Origin of the sequence: Gynuella sunshinyii YC6258, from assembly GCF_000940805.1 — a bacterium.
Lineage (GTDB): Bacteria > Pseudomonadota > Gammaproteobacteria > Pseudomonadales > Natronospirillaceae > Gynuella > Gynuella sunshinyii.
Map to the genome: position 1 here is coordinate 3,849,628 of NZ_CP007142.1, position 18,655 is coordinate 3,868,282.

Sequence of the window (18,655 nt, forward strand, 5' to 3'; positions counted from 1 at the left end):
ATTACCCATTAATTGTCCGGTCCGATTTGACATCGGCCGAAGGTGAAACCATTTGCCTGATCTGTCCGTCGCTTTCTGCGATGACGATCTGCTGCCCCAGCAGATGACAGGGTTCGGCAGGGAAACAGGGTGAGCGAAACCCTTCGTGCTCCAGCACCGTCTGCCAGCTTGCGGTCGACAACGCCGGAGAACCGGGCAGCCGCAGAGCCGGATCTTCATACATCCACCAGCCTTCCAGCAGACCGAAGGTCAGATGACTGAAGATGGGATTGGCGCTCATTTCGTTGAGCATCAGCAGACCGGAATGCTTCAGCACTGCTTTTACATTCCGCAGGGTCTGGCGCATGTTGCGGGTTGCGTGCAGTACGTTGGTGGCGATGACAATGTCATAACAGCCGGGCTGAATCCCCTGCTCTGCCGGCGACCGGATGGCATCGAACAGCTTATAACGCAGATAGGGATTGGCTGGCCCGTAGGTTTTTTCCGCGTGCAGCAGAAACGCCTTGGAAATATCGGTGTAGCAGTACTCGGCTATGTATTCCCGGTAAGGCTTCAGGGCCTCAAACACCAGCGCGCTGGTGCCACCGGTACCGGCTCCCACCTCCAGCAGGCGGAACTGCCGGACACCTTTATCGAGGTAGCTCTGCAGACAATTCACCAGTGAATCCACCAGAATGCGGTTGAACAGATCTGCCACCGGATTGTTGCGATAGATGTTTTCCACCAATGCCATGGAGGATTTTGGAAACATGACTTCCGTGGCCAGACGTTTACCTGTGAGAATATCCGGCAATGCCGCCAGGGTGGTTTCCACCAGTGCGATCTGGGCTTTTAAGGCCGGATTGCGATTCCATTCCGGTTTCATCTCAGCCCATTGCTGCCAGGGATCATCGTCATCCGCGAACACCTGCCACTGGTCACCCTGACGTTGCATCAGGCCCTGCTCAGTCAGCAGTTGCAGGCTGTGAGCAAACCATTGTGGATACAGCTTGGGCAGCTTCGGTCTGACTTCCGGCCAGTTCAACACACCCTCATGGAAATAACCGGTGGCCAGCAATTGAGTACGCAGTATTCGATACAGCAGCGGCTCCACCGCGCCCATATCCCGCACCGCCGCCTCAACCTCGGGTGCCTCACCTACTTCCAGCGGTCGATTGTTCAGGCTGTCAATGATGGATACCTGCTCCGGCGGATATGCCAGCAACTGAGGCTGAACCAGTGCCGGAGTCTGCTGCACCACGGCCTGACTGACCTTCACAAAAGTGACCTGATCGACCGGTGCCGTCAGCAGAGTCTGTAATGCCGGCATGGCATCTTCGGGTTCGATGGATTCCAGTCCGACCTTACGCATGCGTTGGCGATATTCCTCCGACGCAACGATGCCGACACTGCCCCAGAATCCCCAGTTCATCACTTTTACCGGGCACGACCAATGGGTCGCCAACTGGCGGGCAAAGGCATCTTCAAACACACAACCGGACGAATAGTTACTCTGACCGGCCGCCTTGGAAAACGACTGAGTGGAAGAGAAAAACAGCACAAAATCCGGATTTTCCGGTTGAAACACCTGAGCCATGCGCACACTGGTATCCACTTTGGCTGACAGACTGGCATGCAGGCGCTGTTCTTCCATGTTCGCCAGAGCCTGATCCTTTAACACGATGGCGGCATGAATCAACCCGTGAACGGCACCAAAGCGGTCACGTATCTGTTGATAAGCCTGTTCCAGAGAGGCCCGGTCGGTGGCATCGGCACTGATGTACGTTGGCGCTTCACCAAACTGTGACAGTTGATCAAGCTGAGCCTGAATATCGGCATTGAGAGGCCGGCGGCCGATCCAGACAATACGCGCCCGGTGGTGCCGGATCATATATTCGCTCCAGACGTGACCGATCCCGCCGGCACCGCCAATCACCACGTAAACACCGCCATCCCGCCAGGCACTGACGGTCGCGGCTGTGGCAGCCGGCGCATACGGCAACAGCATCTGCTGATGCCATTCACCCTGACGGCCAGGCTGTACTTCATCACTGGCAAAGCGATAAGCCAGCGCATCGCCCTGAGGATCAGCGCGCAACTGCCAGAGCGTATCCATGGGCCAGTGTTCAAGCGCTGTTGCCAGGAACTGCGGCAGATCCAGCAACCGTACCTGCCATTTGGTGAACTCCTTGGCCATCGCCCCGATCAGACCATGCAGACCGGCCTGGGCGGCATCGATGACATCAGCGGGATACACTTGCTGCGCCCCAAACGTCAGCACCGTCCAGCGTAGTGCGCGACTGCCATAACGCAGTGCCAGCAGGGCTTTGATGGTGCGGAAACAGCACAGCAGATTGTGGTTTTGAGTACGGATCAGGGCATCATCAGCCACATCGGCAACGGGACACGGCGAAGCCACCCACAGCACATGCTCGATATCCCCGAAGGTGCGTAACTGATCGGTGAGTTCGGCCAGGGTCAGCCCGGTCGGATCAATGATGTCAGCATGGGCAAAACTTGAGGCCAGTGACACCGCCGGACTGGCCGGATCACACACGATCAGTGCTCGTTGCTGGCCGGTCTGACCATACTGCGGATCCAGCGCCAGTTGTGCCGTGGTGCGGGCTTCCCACACCGGTACCGACATCAGCGCGGTGGAAACGGCCGCCGCAGCGTTTGTATCCGTTGCTTCGGATTCCAGATTGCGACCGGCATAACCTTTCAGATGGGCAACGACGACGCCCTGCTCATCGCAGACATCGATATCAATTTTCTGCACGCCTTTATCAGTACTGCCGGGTTGTGAACGGATCACCGCCCACATGACAGCACTGCAACGGCCGTAAATGCAGATTTCATCGAGCGCGAACGGCAACGCCGGTTTCATCGCGCCGGGCTGGCCGGCCTGCTGCCGTGCCGGTGACAACAACAAGGTAATTGTCGCCTGCAAGGCAGAATCCATCAGGCTGGGATGGAGTACATAGTTACCGGCATCCGCGGCAACAACCGTTGGCAATCGCAAGGCGGCAACCGCCAGCTCATCGCCGATCAGCACTTCGGTGACGGCCTGGTGCGCCGGTCCGTATTCGATGCCCAGACTCTGATACACGCCATACAGATCGGTACTGCTGACCTGATGATGACGGCACTGCTGCCGCAACGCGGCGATATCCAGCGTGATCGGCTGAATCGCCGGCATCAGGCACGCACGTCCCTGACAATGTACGATCTCACCACCCTGCCCGTCCTGACTGCTGACCTGATAACGCAACCGACCATTGTCTTTAGGTTCTATCGTCACACTGACCTGACTCAGCCGATCGACGATTAACGGCCGCAACCAGACAGTCTGGTTCAGCTGCACAAAATGCGGCTGATCGATACTGACAGAATGCGCCACCGCTGCCCGGGCCATTTCCAGATAGGCCACGCCCGGCATAAACCGCTGGCCATTAACGCGGTGATCATGGAGGAAGAATTCCTCACCACTGAAATGCGACTCAAACCGCTGCTGCGACAGCGTCGAAGCATTGCGCTGCAACAGCGGATGCAACTGCGCCACGGCGACCAGCGACTGTGGCTTAGACGCCTTGAGCGATGCCTTGAGGGGCAACCAGTAATGCCGGCGGGCAAATGGGTACACCGGCAGATTGATCCGGCGAGGCTGCGGACGATCACGGTACAGCTGCTGCCAGTTCACTTTGATGCCCTTCACCCACAGTGCCAGCATTTGTTCAAACTGTTGCCGCGCCAGCCACTTATCCATGGCTTCCCGAACGTCATTTTGGCTGCCAAACAGTGCCAGAGCCTCGCGCTGCTGTTTCTCATTGCCACGATACACACCATCCACGGTGTTTTGGCCGGCGCAGAATGCATCGAGTTTACTGATCAGCTCACTCATCGATGCCGCCACAATACCCAGTCGTTCTTCCATGGCTTCCCGGCCGGTTTGCAGGGTAAACATCATATCCGCCGGATTGACATCGGCACCGTCTCCCTGCAACCAGTTCAGCCATTGCCGGGCATAGGCAAGCAAGCGTTCTTCATTGCGGGCGGACAACGGGAAAATGATGGCGCCAGCCAAAGCCGTGACCGCTGGCGGCTGGCTCGGCCGGTATTCCTCGATGATCACATGGGCATTGGAACCTCCGGCACCAAACGACGAAATGCCGGCCATGCGCGGTAACTCGTGGATTTCTCCATCACGGACTTGTTGAGGTCGCGTCCATTCACTCAATGAGCGCTGTAATACGAACGGGGTCTGATCAAAATCGATATTGGGATTCAGGGTCTCGGCATGCAGACTCGGCACCAGCTGACCATGCTGCATCTGCAACACGATTTTGGTCAGTCCGGCGATGCCGGCCGCGGCTTCGAGATGGCCGATATTGGATTTCACCGATCCCAATGCGCAACGACGTTGCGGCAGCTGACGGTCACGCGAGGCGGTACCGATAAATGCCTGGGTCAGGCCGGTGACTTCTATCGGATCACCCAGCTCAGTGCCGGTACCATGGGCTTCGATATAACTGATTTCCTCCGGCTTGACGCCGGCCTGCTGCATGGCCGCTTTGATCAGACTGGCCTGGGCCACGGGATTGGGCACGGTATAACCATTGGTCTTGCCACCATGATTGATGCTGCTGCCGCGAATCAGCGCGAGAATATTATCGCCATCCTGTTCGGCCCGGCGCAGTGGTTTCAGCAACACAGTGCCAACTCCCTCGCCCGGGACAAAACCATTACCGCCGGCACCAAAGCTTTTACAGCGACCATCGGTCGACAGCATCTTGGTGGAGCACAGTTCGATATAGCAGGCCGGGTGCAGATACAGATTCACGCCACCAGCGATGGCCATATCACAGTTGCCGCGATGCAGATGCTCACAGGCTTCGTGAATCGCCGTCAGCGACGATGAACACATGGTATCTATCGGCATGCTCGGACCATGCAGATCCATCAGGTAAGACAAGCGGTTGGCCACCGAACTGAAGGACGTTCGTGGCAGCACTTTTTCGCCGTCCTGCCACAAACCCGGGCCATAGAGGTCAAACCCGGTTTTGGTGATACCGGCAAACACCCCGACCCGACCCTGGCAGCTTTCGCGCAGAATTTCACGGGTATAACCGGCGTGCTCAAAGGTGTGCCAGGCGCTCTGAAGAAACAACCGTTCCTGGGGATCCATATTGGTGCTTTCGAGGGGCGAAATACCAAAAAACAGCGGATCGAATTCGGCAAAGCCCTCGATGAAACCGCCCCACTTACTGTAACTCTTACCATTCGAGACGGCGGTTTTGGGATTCTCAACAAAGAACCCTTCAAGGGCCCAACGGTCTGCCGGCACATCACGGATACAATCCCGGCCGCTACTCAGGTTCTGCCAGTATTGCTCCAGTGAATCAGCCTGTGGGTAACGACCGCTGATGCCAATAATGGCAATGGCTTCATGGGCCTGCGCCACAGCGCGCGGTTGTTGAATCACTGTAGCGGCGATGGATGCATTCACGGGCTGAACCTCAGCCTGAGGCGCAGTTGTGGTCAAGGCAGCGCTGGTCACTCCACACCAGCTCAGGCAGATATCGCGGTATTCATCACTGAGATAACGACCCAGTTGCGCCAGGGTCTGATATTCGTAGAACAGGGTTTTTGACAGCCCGGGAAAGACCTCCCCGAGTGCCCGGTTCAACTGCGTGATCATCAATGAATCGATGCCATAGCGCAGCAACTCTTCATCGGCATCGATATCCACCAGTTTCATTCTGGCCACATCGGCGAACAGTGCGATCAACTTCGGCAGCGCCGCCGCGTACACATCCGCTTCAGCCTGGGCGGTCTGAGGGGTTTGCTGAGCAGACTGAAGCGCAGGTTTGACCGTCTCCACCGCAGTCCTAGCAGGCATAACCGCCATCTGCGCCCGCAGTCGCTCCAGTTCACCTTCGAGCACCATCCATTGATAGACCTCTCCTTCATCATCGCGGTAGTTCAGAATTTCCCAGATGGCCTGCAAACCGGTTTCGTTGCGCAAGGCCACCAATCCGGTACGGCGGGCCATTTCCAGCTCTGACTGCTGATCGATATGCATGCCGCCTTCACGCCACAACGGCCAGTTGACACTGATGGTGCGTCCGCTCCGCTGACCGGCCTCGACGAGCCGGCTACGATAACGGGCGAAATTATCCATGAACGCATTGGCTATGGCGTAATCGGCCTGACCAGCATTGCCCAGGGCGGCGGAAATGGACGAAAACAGCAACAGGAAGCCAATGTCCATGTCTTCTGTCAGACGATCCAGATTCAGCAGTCCGGCCACTTTCGGTGCCAATACCGCTTCCAGCTCATCACAGGGCTTATTGATGATGTAATTGTCCTGGATGACCCCAGCGCAATGGAAAATACCCTCGATCCGGGTGTAACGGGTTTTGATCTCCTCGGCCAGGGTCGCCAGCGAAGCCTCATCGGCCACATCAATCTGATGATAGCTGGCGCGTCCTCCCAGACTCTGCAATGACTGCAGCCGGGCCTGTTTCTGCTCATCCAGTGCTGAACGGCCAATCAGTAACACCCGTGCATGACGACTGCCGTTCAGAATGTCTCTGGCAATCACCAGACCAATGCCACCGACACCGCCGGTAATCACATAGACACCTTCATCCTGCCATTGCCGGATTTCGGTGGTGGAACCTTCGGCGCTGATCATTTCCCGCCAGTTGAGAATCTGTCGCTGATAACCATGGTAGCGAACCCGCAGGGGTTGCAGCGTGCGGCCGTTGTCCGCCAGTCGCGAGATTACGGTAGCGGCATCGGTGGCATCATCCATTTCGATCAGCTGGCCGATTACACGCGGATTTTCATGATGGGCGGTAATCAGGATGCCAAACAGTCCGGCGAACATCTGGGCATCATCGGTAAGGATGCGGGCGTTGCGGAATACCACGATCTGTACCAGCACCGGTTCAGAGGGTTTACTCTGTAACAGCGTTTTGATTTGCTCCAATAACTGCCCGGCGTAGCTGCGATAACGCTCTTCAATTGAGCTTGAGTGATGCTGCAGAATCAGGTTCATTTCTGATCGCAGCTCAGCCTCAGTCTCCGGTTTCGGCTCGCACAGAATCCGCAAGGTCTGACCAGCGTAGTCCACACCCTTGGCTACCTCAGCATTCTGCCAATAGGGTTTGAGCAGCATTTTACCGGTCTGGGCAGATGTCACTGGCTGAGAGGCACTGGTTTCACCACTGCCGATATTGCCGGCGCTCCAGTAGTGATCGCGGGCAAACGGATAGGTTGGCAGATGCAGACGCTTAACCGCCGTCAGATCGAACAACTCCGGCCAGTCAAGTGCATAACCCTGACAGTACAGATCCGCCAGCGCATTGAGAGTCTCGCGATATTTCTGTGGCTGTCCGGTTAACCGGTGGCTGTCGTGGATCAGCTGTTCGCCATAGCGTTGCAGTGCTGCCTGACCATTGAACTCCCGGCCCAGCTGGCCACTGAACACCCCGGCCATCGACTCGCCATTCAGCAGTTGCCGCCATCGTTCACAGGCTTCCTGAAGGCTCGCCGCCACGATCACGCAACGATGTTTGAAGTGCTGACGACCTTCGAGCAGAGTGTAACTGACGGAATCCAGTGACAGTCCGGTTGCGGACTGTTCAAACAACGCCAGCATTGCCTCGACTCTGGCGGTCAGGGCCGATTCGGTTTTCGCCGACAGTGGCAGCAGATAATACGGCTGCGGCTCTGCCTGGACTGGAATATCAGCGTCGATACTGCTGACCACCATATGGGCATTGGTGCCACTCATGCCAAAGGCACTCACCGCGCCCAACCGCACCTGGCCTGCACGGGCCGGCCATGGCCGGGCAGTCTTGTTGACGTACAACGGACTGTCTTCCCAGGCCACCAACGGATTTTCGGCCTGACAATGCAGACTGGCAGGGATCGTTTCATGGCGCAGAGCCTGTACCAGGGCCACCAGACTGACCAGTCCGGACGCGGCAAAACTATGGCCGAAATTGGTTTTGACCGATGTCAGCGCGCAGTGACCGGGCTCAACCTCATGTTGCCGGAAGACATCGCGCAGAGCGTTGACTTCAATGGGATCTCCCAAACGGGTGCCGGTACCATGAGTGACCACGTAATCGATATTACTGACATCGATATCGAACTGCGCATATACCGCGTCCAGCAGTTCCGCCTGGGCTTTACCACTGGGAGCGGTAATGCCCTGGGTTCTGCCATCGTAGTTGATGCCGCTGGCAGTAATGGCGGCATAGATTGGATCGCCATCGGCTTTGGCCGCAGAGAGGCGTTTCAGGACCAGTGCCACCACGGCTTCACCCGGCACCAGACCATTGGCATTTTGATCAAACGCCAGGCATTTGCCCTGCGGTGACAACATGCCGGCGAGGTTCATGCTGATCAGCCCGATCGGTGTGGTCATCAGGTTCACCCCGGCCACCACGGCACTGTCACACTCGCCCACCCGCAAACTGGTGCAGGCCTGATGAGCCGCCACCAGGGATGACGAACAGGCGGTGTTGAGAGTCATGTTGGGACCACTCAGATTGAGAAAATAACTGAGCCGGGCCGCCAGCATGGCTTCGTGATTGGCGGTAATACCGGTGCTGTCAGCCAGATCGGAATCACGCAGAAAACCGTAGTCACCGCTTTCGGCACCCACAAACACACCAATTTTCTGCTTGCGCAGATGACGCTCGCCAAAGCCGGCATCTTCCAGCGCCCGCCAGCTTTCCTGCATCAGCAGGCGCTGCCGTGGGTCCATGCCGATGGCTTCACGCGGGGAGATTTCAAAGAACAGCGGATCAAACTCCGCCACACCCGGCACCGCACCAAAGCGCTGACGGCTGAGCTGTTCGCGGCTTTCAGCATCACTGATGGCCTGCCACTGGAACCGTTCCGCCGGTGCCAGAGTGACAGCTTCACGGCCCTCCGCCAGAATCTGCCACATTTCGTCGATGTCACGGGCCTGAGGAAAACGACCGCTCATGCCAATAATGGCAATCGGTTCGCGCAGACTGGCCGGTTGTTGGCCCGGTTCCCGGTCGGCTATAGCCATCATGTTGACCGCCTCGGGAATGGCAGTCGTCGCACTGTCAAACGCCGCTGGCGTGACCGCAGCCACCACTGCAGGGGTATGACGGCGGTCTTCAACCAGGGTTTCTGCACCCTTCGAATCTTTTACTGCCTGATCAGCATGGCTCAAGGCATCGGCATGACGCTGCAACAGATAATCCCGAACCTGCGCCACCGTTGGGTACCCAAAAAACACTGCCGGACTGAACTCAATGCGGTAATGGGCAGACACCAGCCGCGCCAGCTCGGTCAGGGAAATGGAGTCAAACCCGAAGTCAGCCAGGTTCTGATCACGGCCGATCTCTTCCAGCGGCAAACCCAGCAACTGCTGAATCTGTTGCTTGAGAGTGGCCTCCACGTGTTCTGCCAGCGGAATATCCATCGTCGTCGGCGCAACCGGGGTTGTCCTGGTCGCAACGGCAGGTTTCACCGCTGCGGGTGGTTGAGAATGCTTCACCGGCACATTTACATCGGCATCGATCCCAAGAAACTGACAGGCACGGTCACGCTGACCGGCAATGACCAGGGTTTGGGTTTCAGGTTGCTGTAGTAACTGTTCAAACAGCGCCAGCGCTTCATCACGTTCGAGATAACGCTGGCCACTGGAGCGCAGATACATGTCATTGTTATCTGCCGACCGTTTACCCATGCCGCCATCACGCCACAACGGCCAGTTGATCACCAGGGTCCGGCCATGACGCTTGCCGCGCTGCACCAGATGCTGACGATAACGGCCATAGGCCATCTGGAAGCGATTGCCGATGGCATAGTCGCACTGACCGAAATCACCCAGAACAGCAGCGGTCGACGAAAACAAACAGACAAAATCCAGCTTCTGCTGCACCCCGGCAGCGGTCAGCAGACTGTGCACCTGATGATCCAGAATCACCGTGCCGTCGATTTTCGGATTCAGCACACTGGCCATGGTGGCAAAGTCTTTCTCTGCCAGACTCAGACCGGTTTCCACTCCGGCCACATGCAGCACGCCGTTGATCTGACCGAATTCCGCCAGCGCTGCTGCCAGTCCGGCGTGCATGGTTTCGTGATCGGACACATTGCCTTGCACATAGTGCACCCGCCCGCCCCAGAGTTGCAGATCCTGCAAACGGGACTGACGTGCGGCATCGAGCGCTGCACGACCGGTGAGAATCAGATTGGCCCCATAACGTCTGGCCAGATATTCCGCCAGAATCAGTCCCAGGCCGCCAAGACCACCGGTGATCAGATAACATCCGCCCTGTCTCAGGCCAACAGCGACGGCATCCGCAGATACGGGCAACGCCAGTGGCTGCACCTGGCTGATCTTGCGGATATCTCCGTCATACACCACCGACTGCGGCTGCTCATGGTGCAGTTCCCGCCATAGTCTGGAGAGCTGCCGGACCGTGTCCGAAGTGGCGCTGGCACGCTGATAGACACCGGTAATGGCGGTTTGAGGACACAACAGTTTCAGCGACCGCTCAAATCCAACCCAGGCATCTAGATAACAGAAATCCAGACTGGCGTAATCGCTGTCCTGACCGGTGATGTGTCCGGGCAGGCGGTATTCGCCAGCCAGCATGATTCTGCTGACTTCCAGACCGGATGCGATCAAGCCCTGCAATAACCAGATGATGCGGTTAACGGCATGCACCTGCTGGCTGTCTTCAAGGGGCCACAGATACCAGATGGCATCGACCTGATTGAACTGCCGGCGAATCTGCCGGCAGACCTGACGATAATCGCCGTCATCATCCTGCAGGCGATAAACCGGCACATTGTGATTGCTGGAAACCACCGGACCGGTACTCACAAATACCAGCTGTACGGCCTGATCATGCTGCTGAATGCAATCAACCACGGCATTCTGCATCGCTTCACTGGAGGCAAAACAGACCAGCGTTTTGACGCTGCTGGATTGCTGTGATTTCAGGGCTTGCGGAAGCCATTGCTCGCTGAACGTCAGCAACGGCGATAATTCCGGCTGTTCCGGCCTGATCCCGGCGGATGGTGCCGGTGGCTGTGCCGCTCCGGGCAGCCAATGACGTTTGCGGGCAAACGGATACAGCGGCAGATCCACCAATGGCAGACTGCCCTGCGGATACAGCCGTTGCCAGTCGACGTACAGCCCTCTGACCCATAACTCCAGTAACCGCGAGTACTTTTTCTTTTCCAGCCAGCTGTCGATCAGCAGACGGGCATCCTCATCGCGCGGATGCAGTGCGGTCAGAGTGGCATCGCCACCCATCACACCAGTAATAATGCGGCCTTCGGGGTTTTCGCCGGCAATGAACGCCTCTAACAGCTGCTGCAAATCCTCCAGCCCGGTCACGATCATCGCCAGGCGTTCACGCATCGGTTCGCGAGCGGTTTGCAGGGTACAGGCCAGTGCCCGTAAATGCGCCGCCGGGATCTCACCAGCAGCAATGACAGCCAGTAATTGTCGGGCCTGATCCTTTAACTGATCGGCGGTTCTGGCAGACAGAACGATGACTGCCGGATCTTCAGCAGTCACAGCCAAACCATAGTCGACCGCCTGTGGCTGGATATATTCCTCGATAATCAGATGCGCATTGGCACCGCCGGCACCAAACGATGAGAGCCCCGCCAGTCGCGGATACTCCCGGCCATCGATGGTCGGGCGCTGCCACGCCGTTGAGGTGTTCTGCAACACAAAGGGTGAATGGCTGAAGTCGATATTCGGATTCACCTCACGGATATGCAGACTGGTGACCAGAGTCTGATGCTGCAATTGCAGGATCACTTTGGTTAGCCCGGCAATACCGGCGGCCGCTTCAAGGTGACCGATGTTGGATTTCACCGAACCCAGGGCGCAGAACCCGGTATCGCTGGTATCCGCCGCAAAAGCCTGGGTCAGACCGCGCACTTCAATGGGATCACCGAGTTCAGTGCCGGTGCCATGGGCCTCGATGTAACTGATCATTCGGGCATTGATGCCGGCGCGGCTAACGGTTTCGCGGATCAGTTCAGCCTGGGCGTTTGGATTCGGCACGGTATAACCGCTGGTTTTGCCACCATGATTGATGTGCGAAGCCCGGATCAGCGCCAGAATACGATCACCATCGCGCTCGGCCATGGACAAAGGTTTCAACAGCACTGAGCCTACCCCTTCTCCGGGTACAAAGCCGTTGCCACCGAGACCGAAACTGCGGCAGTGACCATCGGAAGACAGCATGTTGGCCGCACACAGCCCGACATAGGTGGAAGGATGCAGATACAGATTGACGCCACCGGCCAGGGCCATGTCGCAATCACCCCGGCGCAGATATTCGCAGGCCTGATGAATGGCGGTCAGAGATGATGAGCACATGGTGTCGATCGGCATGCTCGGACCGTTCAGATCCATAAAGTAAGACAGCCGGTTGGCCACCGAACTGAACGAGGTATGAGGGAACACCTGCTCACCGGCCTGCCACAACAACGGGCCATAAAGCTCGAAGCCGGTTTTGGTAATACCGGCAAACACCCCTACCCGGTTGCGATGACGCTCCGCCAATCGGCTGCGGGTATAACCGGCATGCTCCAGCGTATGCCAGCAGCTTTCCATGAACAGCCGTTCCTGTGGGTCCATATTGATGGCTTCGCGCGGGGAAATGCCGAAAAACAGTGAATCAAAACTGGAGAAATCCGAAATAAAACCGCCCCAGCGGCTATAACTTTTGCCTTTTTGGGCGGCGATAGCCGGGTCAGCCTCAAAGTGACTGCGCCAGTCCCAGCGTTCCGCCGGAATCTCGCTGATGCACTCGCGTCCTTCCAGCAGATTCCGCCAGTATTGCCGGATATTGGCCGCTCCCGGATACCGGCCGCTGACGCCGATGACAGCAATGGGGTCCTGGGAATAGGCAGCGCTGCTGGCAACATTGACCGGCTTGATCGATGGAACCGGTTGTGGCGGCAGCACAGCCGGTACGGTTGCACTGACAGCCGACGGAGCCGGCGCCGCACCAATCCACTCGTGACAGACAGCAGTATGCTGACGATAGAGATAATCAGCCAGTGCCGCGAGGGTGTGATATTCGTAAAACAGGGTTTTTGACAATTCACCGAAAACATTGCCCAAACGCTGATTCAGGCGGGTAATGATCATCGAATCGATGCCATATTTTTCAAATGGCTCGTCATCATCGATGCGGTCAATGGCCAGTTTCAGCACATCGGCGAACAGACCGCGCAGTTTGCGCAGGGTTTGTTCCTGCTGTGCCGCAGAGCCTGGCGTGGCTAGAGTGCCTGGCGTCGCCGCCGCAGTCGTTTCTGCCACCACCTGAGCCCCTTGTTGAGCCGGATGCGCCGGATCAACATTGAGCACCATGTACTGAGCGCCGCCGCGCCGGGCATCGGCCAGCGCCTGATAAAATGCCTGCAAACCGGCAGCGCCAGGCAATGGCAACAAGCCGGTCTGTTGATGCACATGAGCGCGGATTTCCGCATCCACCTGCATGCCGCCGTCTGCCCACAATGGCCAGTCCAGCGCAATCGCAACACCTTGTCGGGCACCGCTCTGAGCCAGTTCATTGCGGTAATGTACGTAACGATCCATAAAACCATTGGCACAGGCATAGTCAGCCTGACCAACATTGCCACTGACACCGGTCAGAGAGGCACAAACGGCGATGAAGTCCAGCGCCATGTCCTGGGTGGCAAGATCCAGATTGACCAGTCCGGCGACTTTGGGGGCCAGTACCTGAGCAAACTGCCCGGCGTGTTTTTGAATAATAAAGCTGTCGCGCAGCAGGCCGGCGCTGTGAATGATGCCGGTCAGCCCTTCGCCCACTGCTTCAGAGGCACAGAACGCCTGTACCGCCGCGGCATCACAGACATCGAGAACATGGTATTCAACGCGATTACCATTGATGGCCAGCGCTTGCAGCGCCGCCAGTTTTGAGACGTCCGGCTGTGAACGTCCGGTCAGCAACACGGTGGTATCGCGACTATGGGTCAGTATGTCGCGCGCAAAATGCAGACCGATGCCACCCAGACCGCCGGTGATCAGATACACCGCCGACGATTTCCAGGGGCTTTTAACATCGGTGGCCGCCGCCATCGGCTGCCATTGCAATATCTCGCGGGTACCGTCCTGACGGTAACGGACAGGGCCTTCGGTCATGGCCTGACGGTTTTCCAACAGCCGCTGTACCAGCAATGGCGTATTGGCCGCCGTCACCGGGTCCAGTTCCAGTAACTGGCAATGGATCTGTGGATGTTCCTGTTGCGCCGACTTCAGCATCCCGAACAGTCCGGCATAGAGCTGATCCGGATCGGCAACCAGCGCCTCACGGAATACCACCAGCTGAATCAATATCGGGGCTTCGGGCCGGCTGCGCATCAGGGTTTGTAACTGCCCGAACAATTCCAGCGCGGCGGCTTCATACCATTGTTCAATGGTGGTTTGCCCGTCCGCTTTCAGCATCAGGCAGTTGATCTTCTCCGGCCGGCCCTGGTCTGACAGCAGCCCGCTGACATCATCACCGATGCGGTCACTGCCGGGGTCACATAACACCACCCAATGCTCTGCCACAGTCATTAATTCATTGTCTGCAACGGCCTCAACCTGCCAATGGGGACACAACACATGGACATTTGCCGGTGCGTCAACGATATCACTCTGTACTGGCGAAGGTTCTTTAACCACGGTCGCTGGCACGGCAGCCGGGGCACTGACCCAGTATTTTTCCCGCGCAAACGGATAGGTCGGCAGATGCAGCCGGTAACGTTCAGCAACGGCAAACAAATTCTGCCAGTCAAATTCATAGCCCTGGCAGTGCATTTCCGCCAGAGTGCCGAGGGTTTCAAGGTATTGGGCCGGCTGATCACGCTGTACCTGGGCCTGAGCGATCAATGCCTGACCATAATCCCGCAGGCTGTTACGCGGTTTGAAACCGCGGGCAACTTCAGCCCGGAAGATCTGCGGCAATGACTCCTGCTGACGCGCCTGCGCCAGCAGTGCCAGCAGCTGTGGCAGATCCTGCGCCACCAGGGCACAGCGGTATTTAAAGTGCTGGCGTCCCAGTAGCAGGGTATAACTCAGTGCTGCGAGATCAGCCGGATGTTCAGACAGATGCAGATGCAGGTTAGCCAGCATCTGCCCAAGTGCGTCGTCGGTTTTGGCCGACAGCACCAGCAAATAGCCGGGAGCACTGGCGGATACCGGCCTTGCCGCCGGCAGATATTCCCCCACGATTGCATGGGCATTGGTGCCGCTCATGCCAAACGCACTCACGGCTCCGAGCCGCTGCTGCCCGGCCGGGGTTTGCCAGGGCCGGCTTTCACGGTTCAGATAGAACGGGCTGCTGCGCCAGTCGATGTAGTCACTCTGCTGTTCACCGTGCAAACTGGCGGGAATGGTCTGATGCTGCATGGCCTGAATCAGGGCCGCCAGACTGACCAGTCCGGAGGCCGCAAAACTATGGCCAACATTGGTTTTGGTGGAGGTCAGCGCACAGCGTCCGTTTTCAGTACCGGATTGTCTGAACACATTGCTCAGCGCCTGGATTTCAATCGGATCCCCCAACGGCGTACCGGTGCCATGGGCCACCACGTACTGCACCTCATCGGGACTCAGGTTAAAACGGTCATATACCTGTTTGATCAGGCGTTCCTGGGCCACCCCGCTTGGGGCGGTAATGCCATTGGTGCGACCGTCGTAATTGACACCGCTGCCACGGATCAGCGCATGCACCGGATCGGCATCCGCTTCGGCCCGGGACAAGCGCCGCAGCACCACAGCCACCACCGCTTCACCCGGCACCAGTCCATCGGCACGGCGGTCGAATGCATGGCAGGTGCCACTGGCCGATAACATGCCAGCACGGCTCATTCCCAGATATGGATACGGCGTGGTCAGCAGATTGACCGCGGCGACCACGGCGGCATCGCATTCACGATTGCGCAATGCGACACAAGCCTGATGCAACGCCACCAGACCTGAAGAACAGGCGGTATTGATGGCCATGTTGGCACCACTGAGGTTGAGGAAGTAGCTCAGCCGGGCCGCCATAACGGCTTCATGATTGGCGGTGACGGCAGCCTGGGAATCATGTTGCAGCAGTCCGTAGTCACCACCTTCGGCACCGACATACATGGCAATGTTCTGCCCGGCCAGCTGTCCGGCCCCGTAACCGGCGTCTTCCAGGGCTTTCCAGGATTCCTGCAACAACAGTCGCTGGCGCGGGTCCATGTCGACGGCTTCCACAGGCGACAGCTCGAAAAACAGCGGATCAAACTCGTCGACATCCTCTAAATAGGCACCTTTGATACTCAGGGATTCGCCGGGTGCCATCAGTTCCTGCAACGATATCCAGGGAAAGCGCTCATTGCCGAGAGGGGTTACGACATCACGACCGTCGGCCAGAATCTGCCAGAACTCATTGACATCACGGGCACCGGGAAAACGCCCGCTCATGCCAATGATCGCCACCGGCTCGGTCAGCAGGGCGTGGAGAGATTGCGGCTCAGAATCGCTTTCAGCCGCCGGCGCGATTGCCGCAGCCGTTGCTGGCGCAGTGAGTGAATGGACAGACGCCGGGCGGACAGGCGTCTCTGACGTGGACGGTGTTTCATAAAATGCCTCCAGAGCCGGACCATACTGGGTCAGCAAATAATCTTTGAACTGTTGCAGAGTGGGATAGCCGAAAAATACGGCCGGGGAAATTTCAAAACCGTAGTAGTCACTGAGATTGGCAGCGCATTGCGCCAGACTGACGGAATCGAAACCAAAATCGGAAAAATTTTCATCATCGAGCAGCCGGGCTTTGGCCACTTTGAGCAACTGGCTGATCTCATTTTTCAGATCCCAGTCCAGGCAATCGGCCACACTCAGGCCTCTAAGCTCATCGCGGCGGCCCGGTTTCGGCCGGCTGCTGTTCAGCGCCACCACCTGGGTTTTGCCCTTGGCCGGCACCTGGGAACTGCCCTGACAGGCCCGTTCCAGAAATGTCTGCACTCTGGCCGGCTCTCCGGCAATCACCAGATGCTGCCCGGTGGTGTCGGCGAGAATCCGCTCAAACATGGCCAGCCCTTCGTCTGACTCCAGGAAGCGCTGGGCACTGGAACGCAGATAAAAGGCAGCTTTTTCCTGATCGGCCACACCCATGCCGCCATCGCGCCACAGCGGCCAGTTGATCACCAGGGTTTTGCCGTGGGCGAGTCCCTGCTCGACCCGTTGCTGACGGTATTGACCGTAAGCCATCAGGAAACGATTGCCGATGGCGTAATCGCACTGACCAAAGTCCCCCAGCACCGCCGAGGTGGACGAGAAATAGCAGACAAAATCGAGTGCCGGCGCTTCTGACCGTTCACCCATCAGGGTCTCGACAACCTCATCGAGCACCTGAGTCCCCTGCACTTTCGGTGCGAGTACCGACTCCATGGCGGCGTAGTCTTTTTCGAACAACGACAGCCCGTTCTCCACTCCGGCAGCGTGCAGCACCCCATGTACGGATCCCAGTTGCGCCGTTGCCTGACGCAATCCGGTGAGCATGGCATCGCGATCACAGATATCAGCCTGGAGATAAAACACCTTGGCACCGAGTTGTTCCAGGGTGCGGATATTTTGCTGATGACGCTCGGTTAACGCAGAACGACCGGTCAGAATCAAACGCGCCTGACAGCGCTCGGCCAGATGGCGCGCAAACACCATGCCCAGGCCACCACAGCCACCGCTGATGAGGTAACAGCCGTGCTCGCGCAGAGCGACTGTCTGCTGGTTGAGAGTATTCAATCGGGTCGGCCGGACTGCCCGGACAAAGCGTTGCGAGCCCACATGCAAACTGGCATGGGCATGGGTGCTCTGACATTCCGCCCACAATTTTGTTAACCACGGTGTCAGATCCGCCGGCAGGGTTTCGGCAGCGGTTTCGGTTTCGGTTTCGGTGGTCTGACAGAAATACACCGGAGTAACCGGCATTTGCGGCAGCAGAATCGCCAGCGAGCGTTCAAAGCCTAACCAGGATTCCAGATAACAGCGCTCCAGCGTCAGATGGTTGATATCGGCCAGCTGACCCGCCATGAGCCAGCGCGATACCCGTAAACCGGAACCGGCCAGCGCCTGCAAAGCCTGGACGGTATGACGGTAATCGTGTCGTAGCGCCGGCGTTTCCAGCGGCCAGAAATCGATCACGGCATCCGCCTCGGCCATCTGTCCGGCCACCGCCTGAAATGCCTGTTGATAGTCACTCAGCTGATCAGTGCTGATCACATGGACATGCTGATCATGCCCGTCAGTTTCAGCACCGGACGCGGCAATGAAGATCACCTGGGTATCGGTCCCACAAAACGCCCGAACCTGACGTTGCACGCTGGCCGTCGATGCCAGACAGATAATACGGCTCAGGGTTCGCACCGGTTGATCCGTCAGCACAGCCGGCTGCCATTGTTCACTGAAGGTCAGCAGCTCATAGGCATGGCTGTCATGACGGGCCTGATTACCCGTTTCATCATTGCCCTGGGCCTCTCCATCACCGTCCGCCAACTGGCGGTTGTATTCCTTCAGCCGGCTCATGGCTTCTTCTTTACTGATATGTCTGTCTTTGACCTGTTGCAGAAGATTTCTTAAAAAATCTGTCATTTGAATGCCCTTGAACCTGAA

1 protein-coding gene is annotated in these 18,655 nt (G+C 57.7%); it reads right to left on the minus strand.

Annotated features, from left to right (window positions below):
• Position 1: 1 nt before the first annotated feature.
• Positions 2-18,634 (minus strand): SDR family NAD(P)-dependent oxidoreductase, encoded by an 18,633-nt coding sequence (locus YC6258_RS29890; RefSeq protein ID WP_044617921.1) that lies wholly within the window; start codon positions 18,632-18,634, stop codon positions 2-4.
• Positions 18,635-18,655 lie beyond the last annotated feature (21 nt).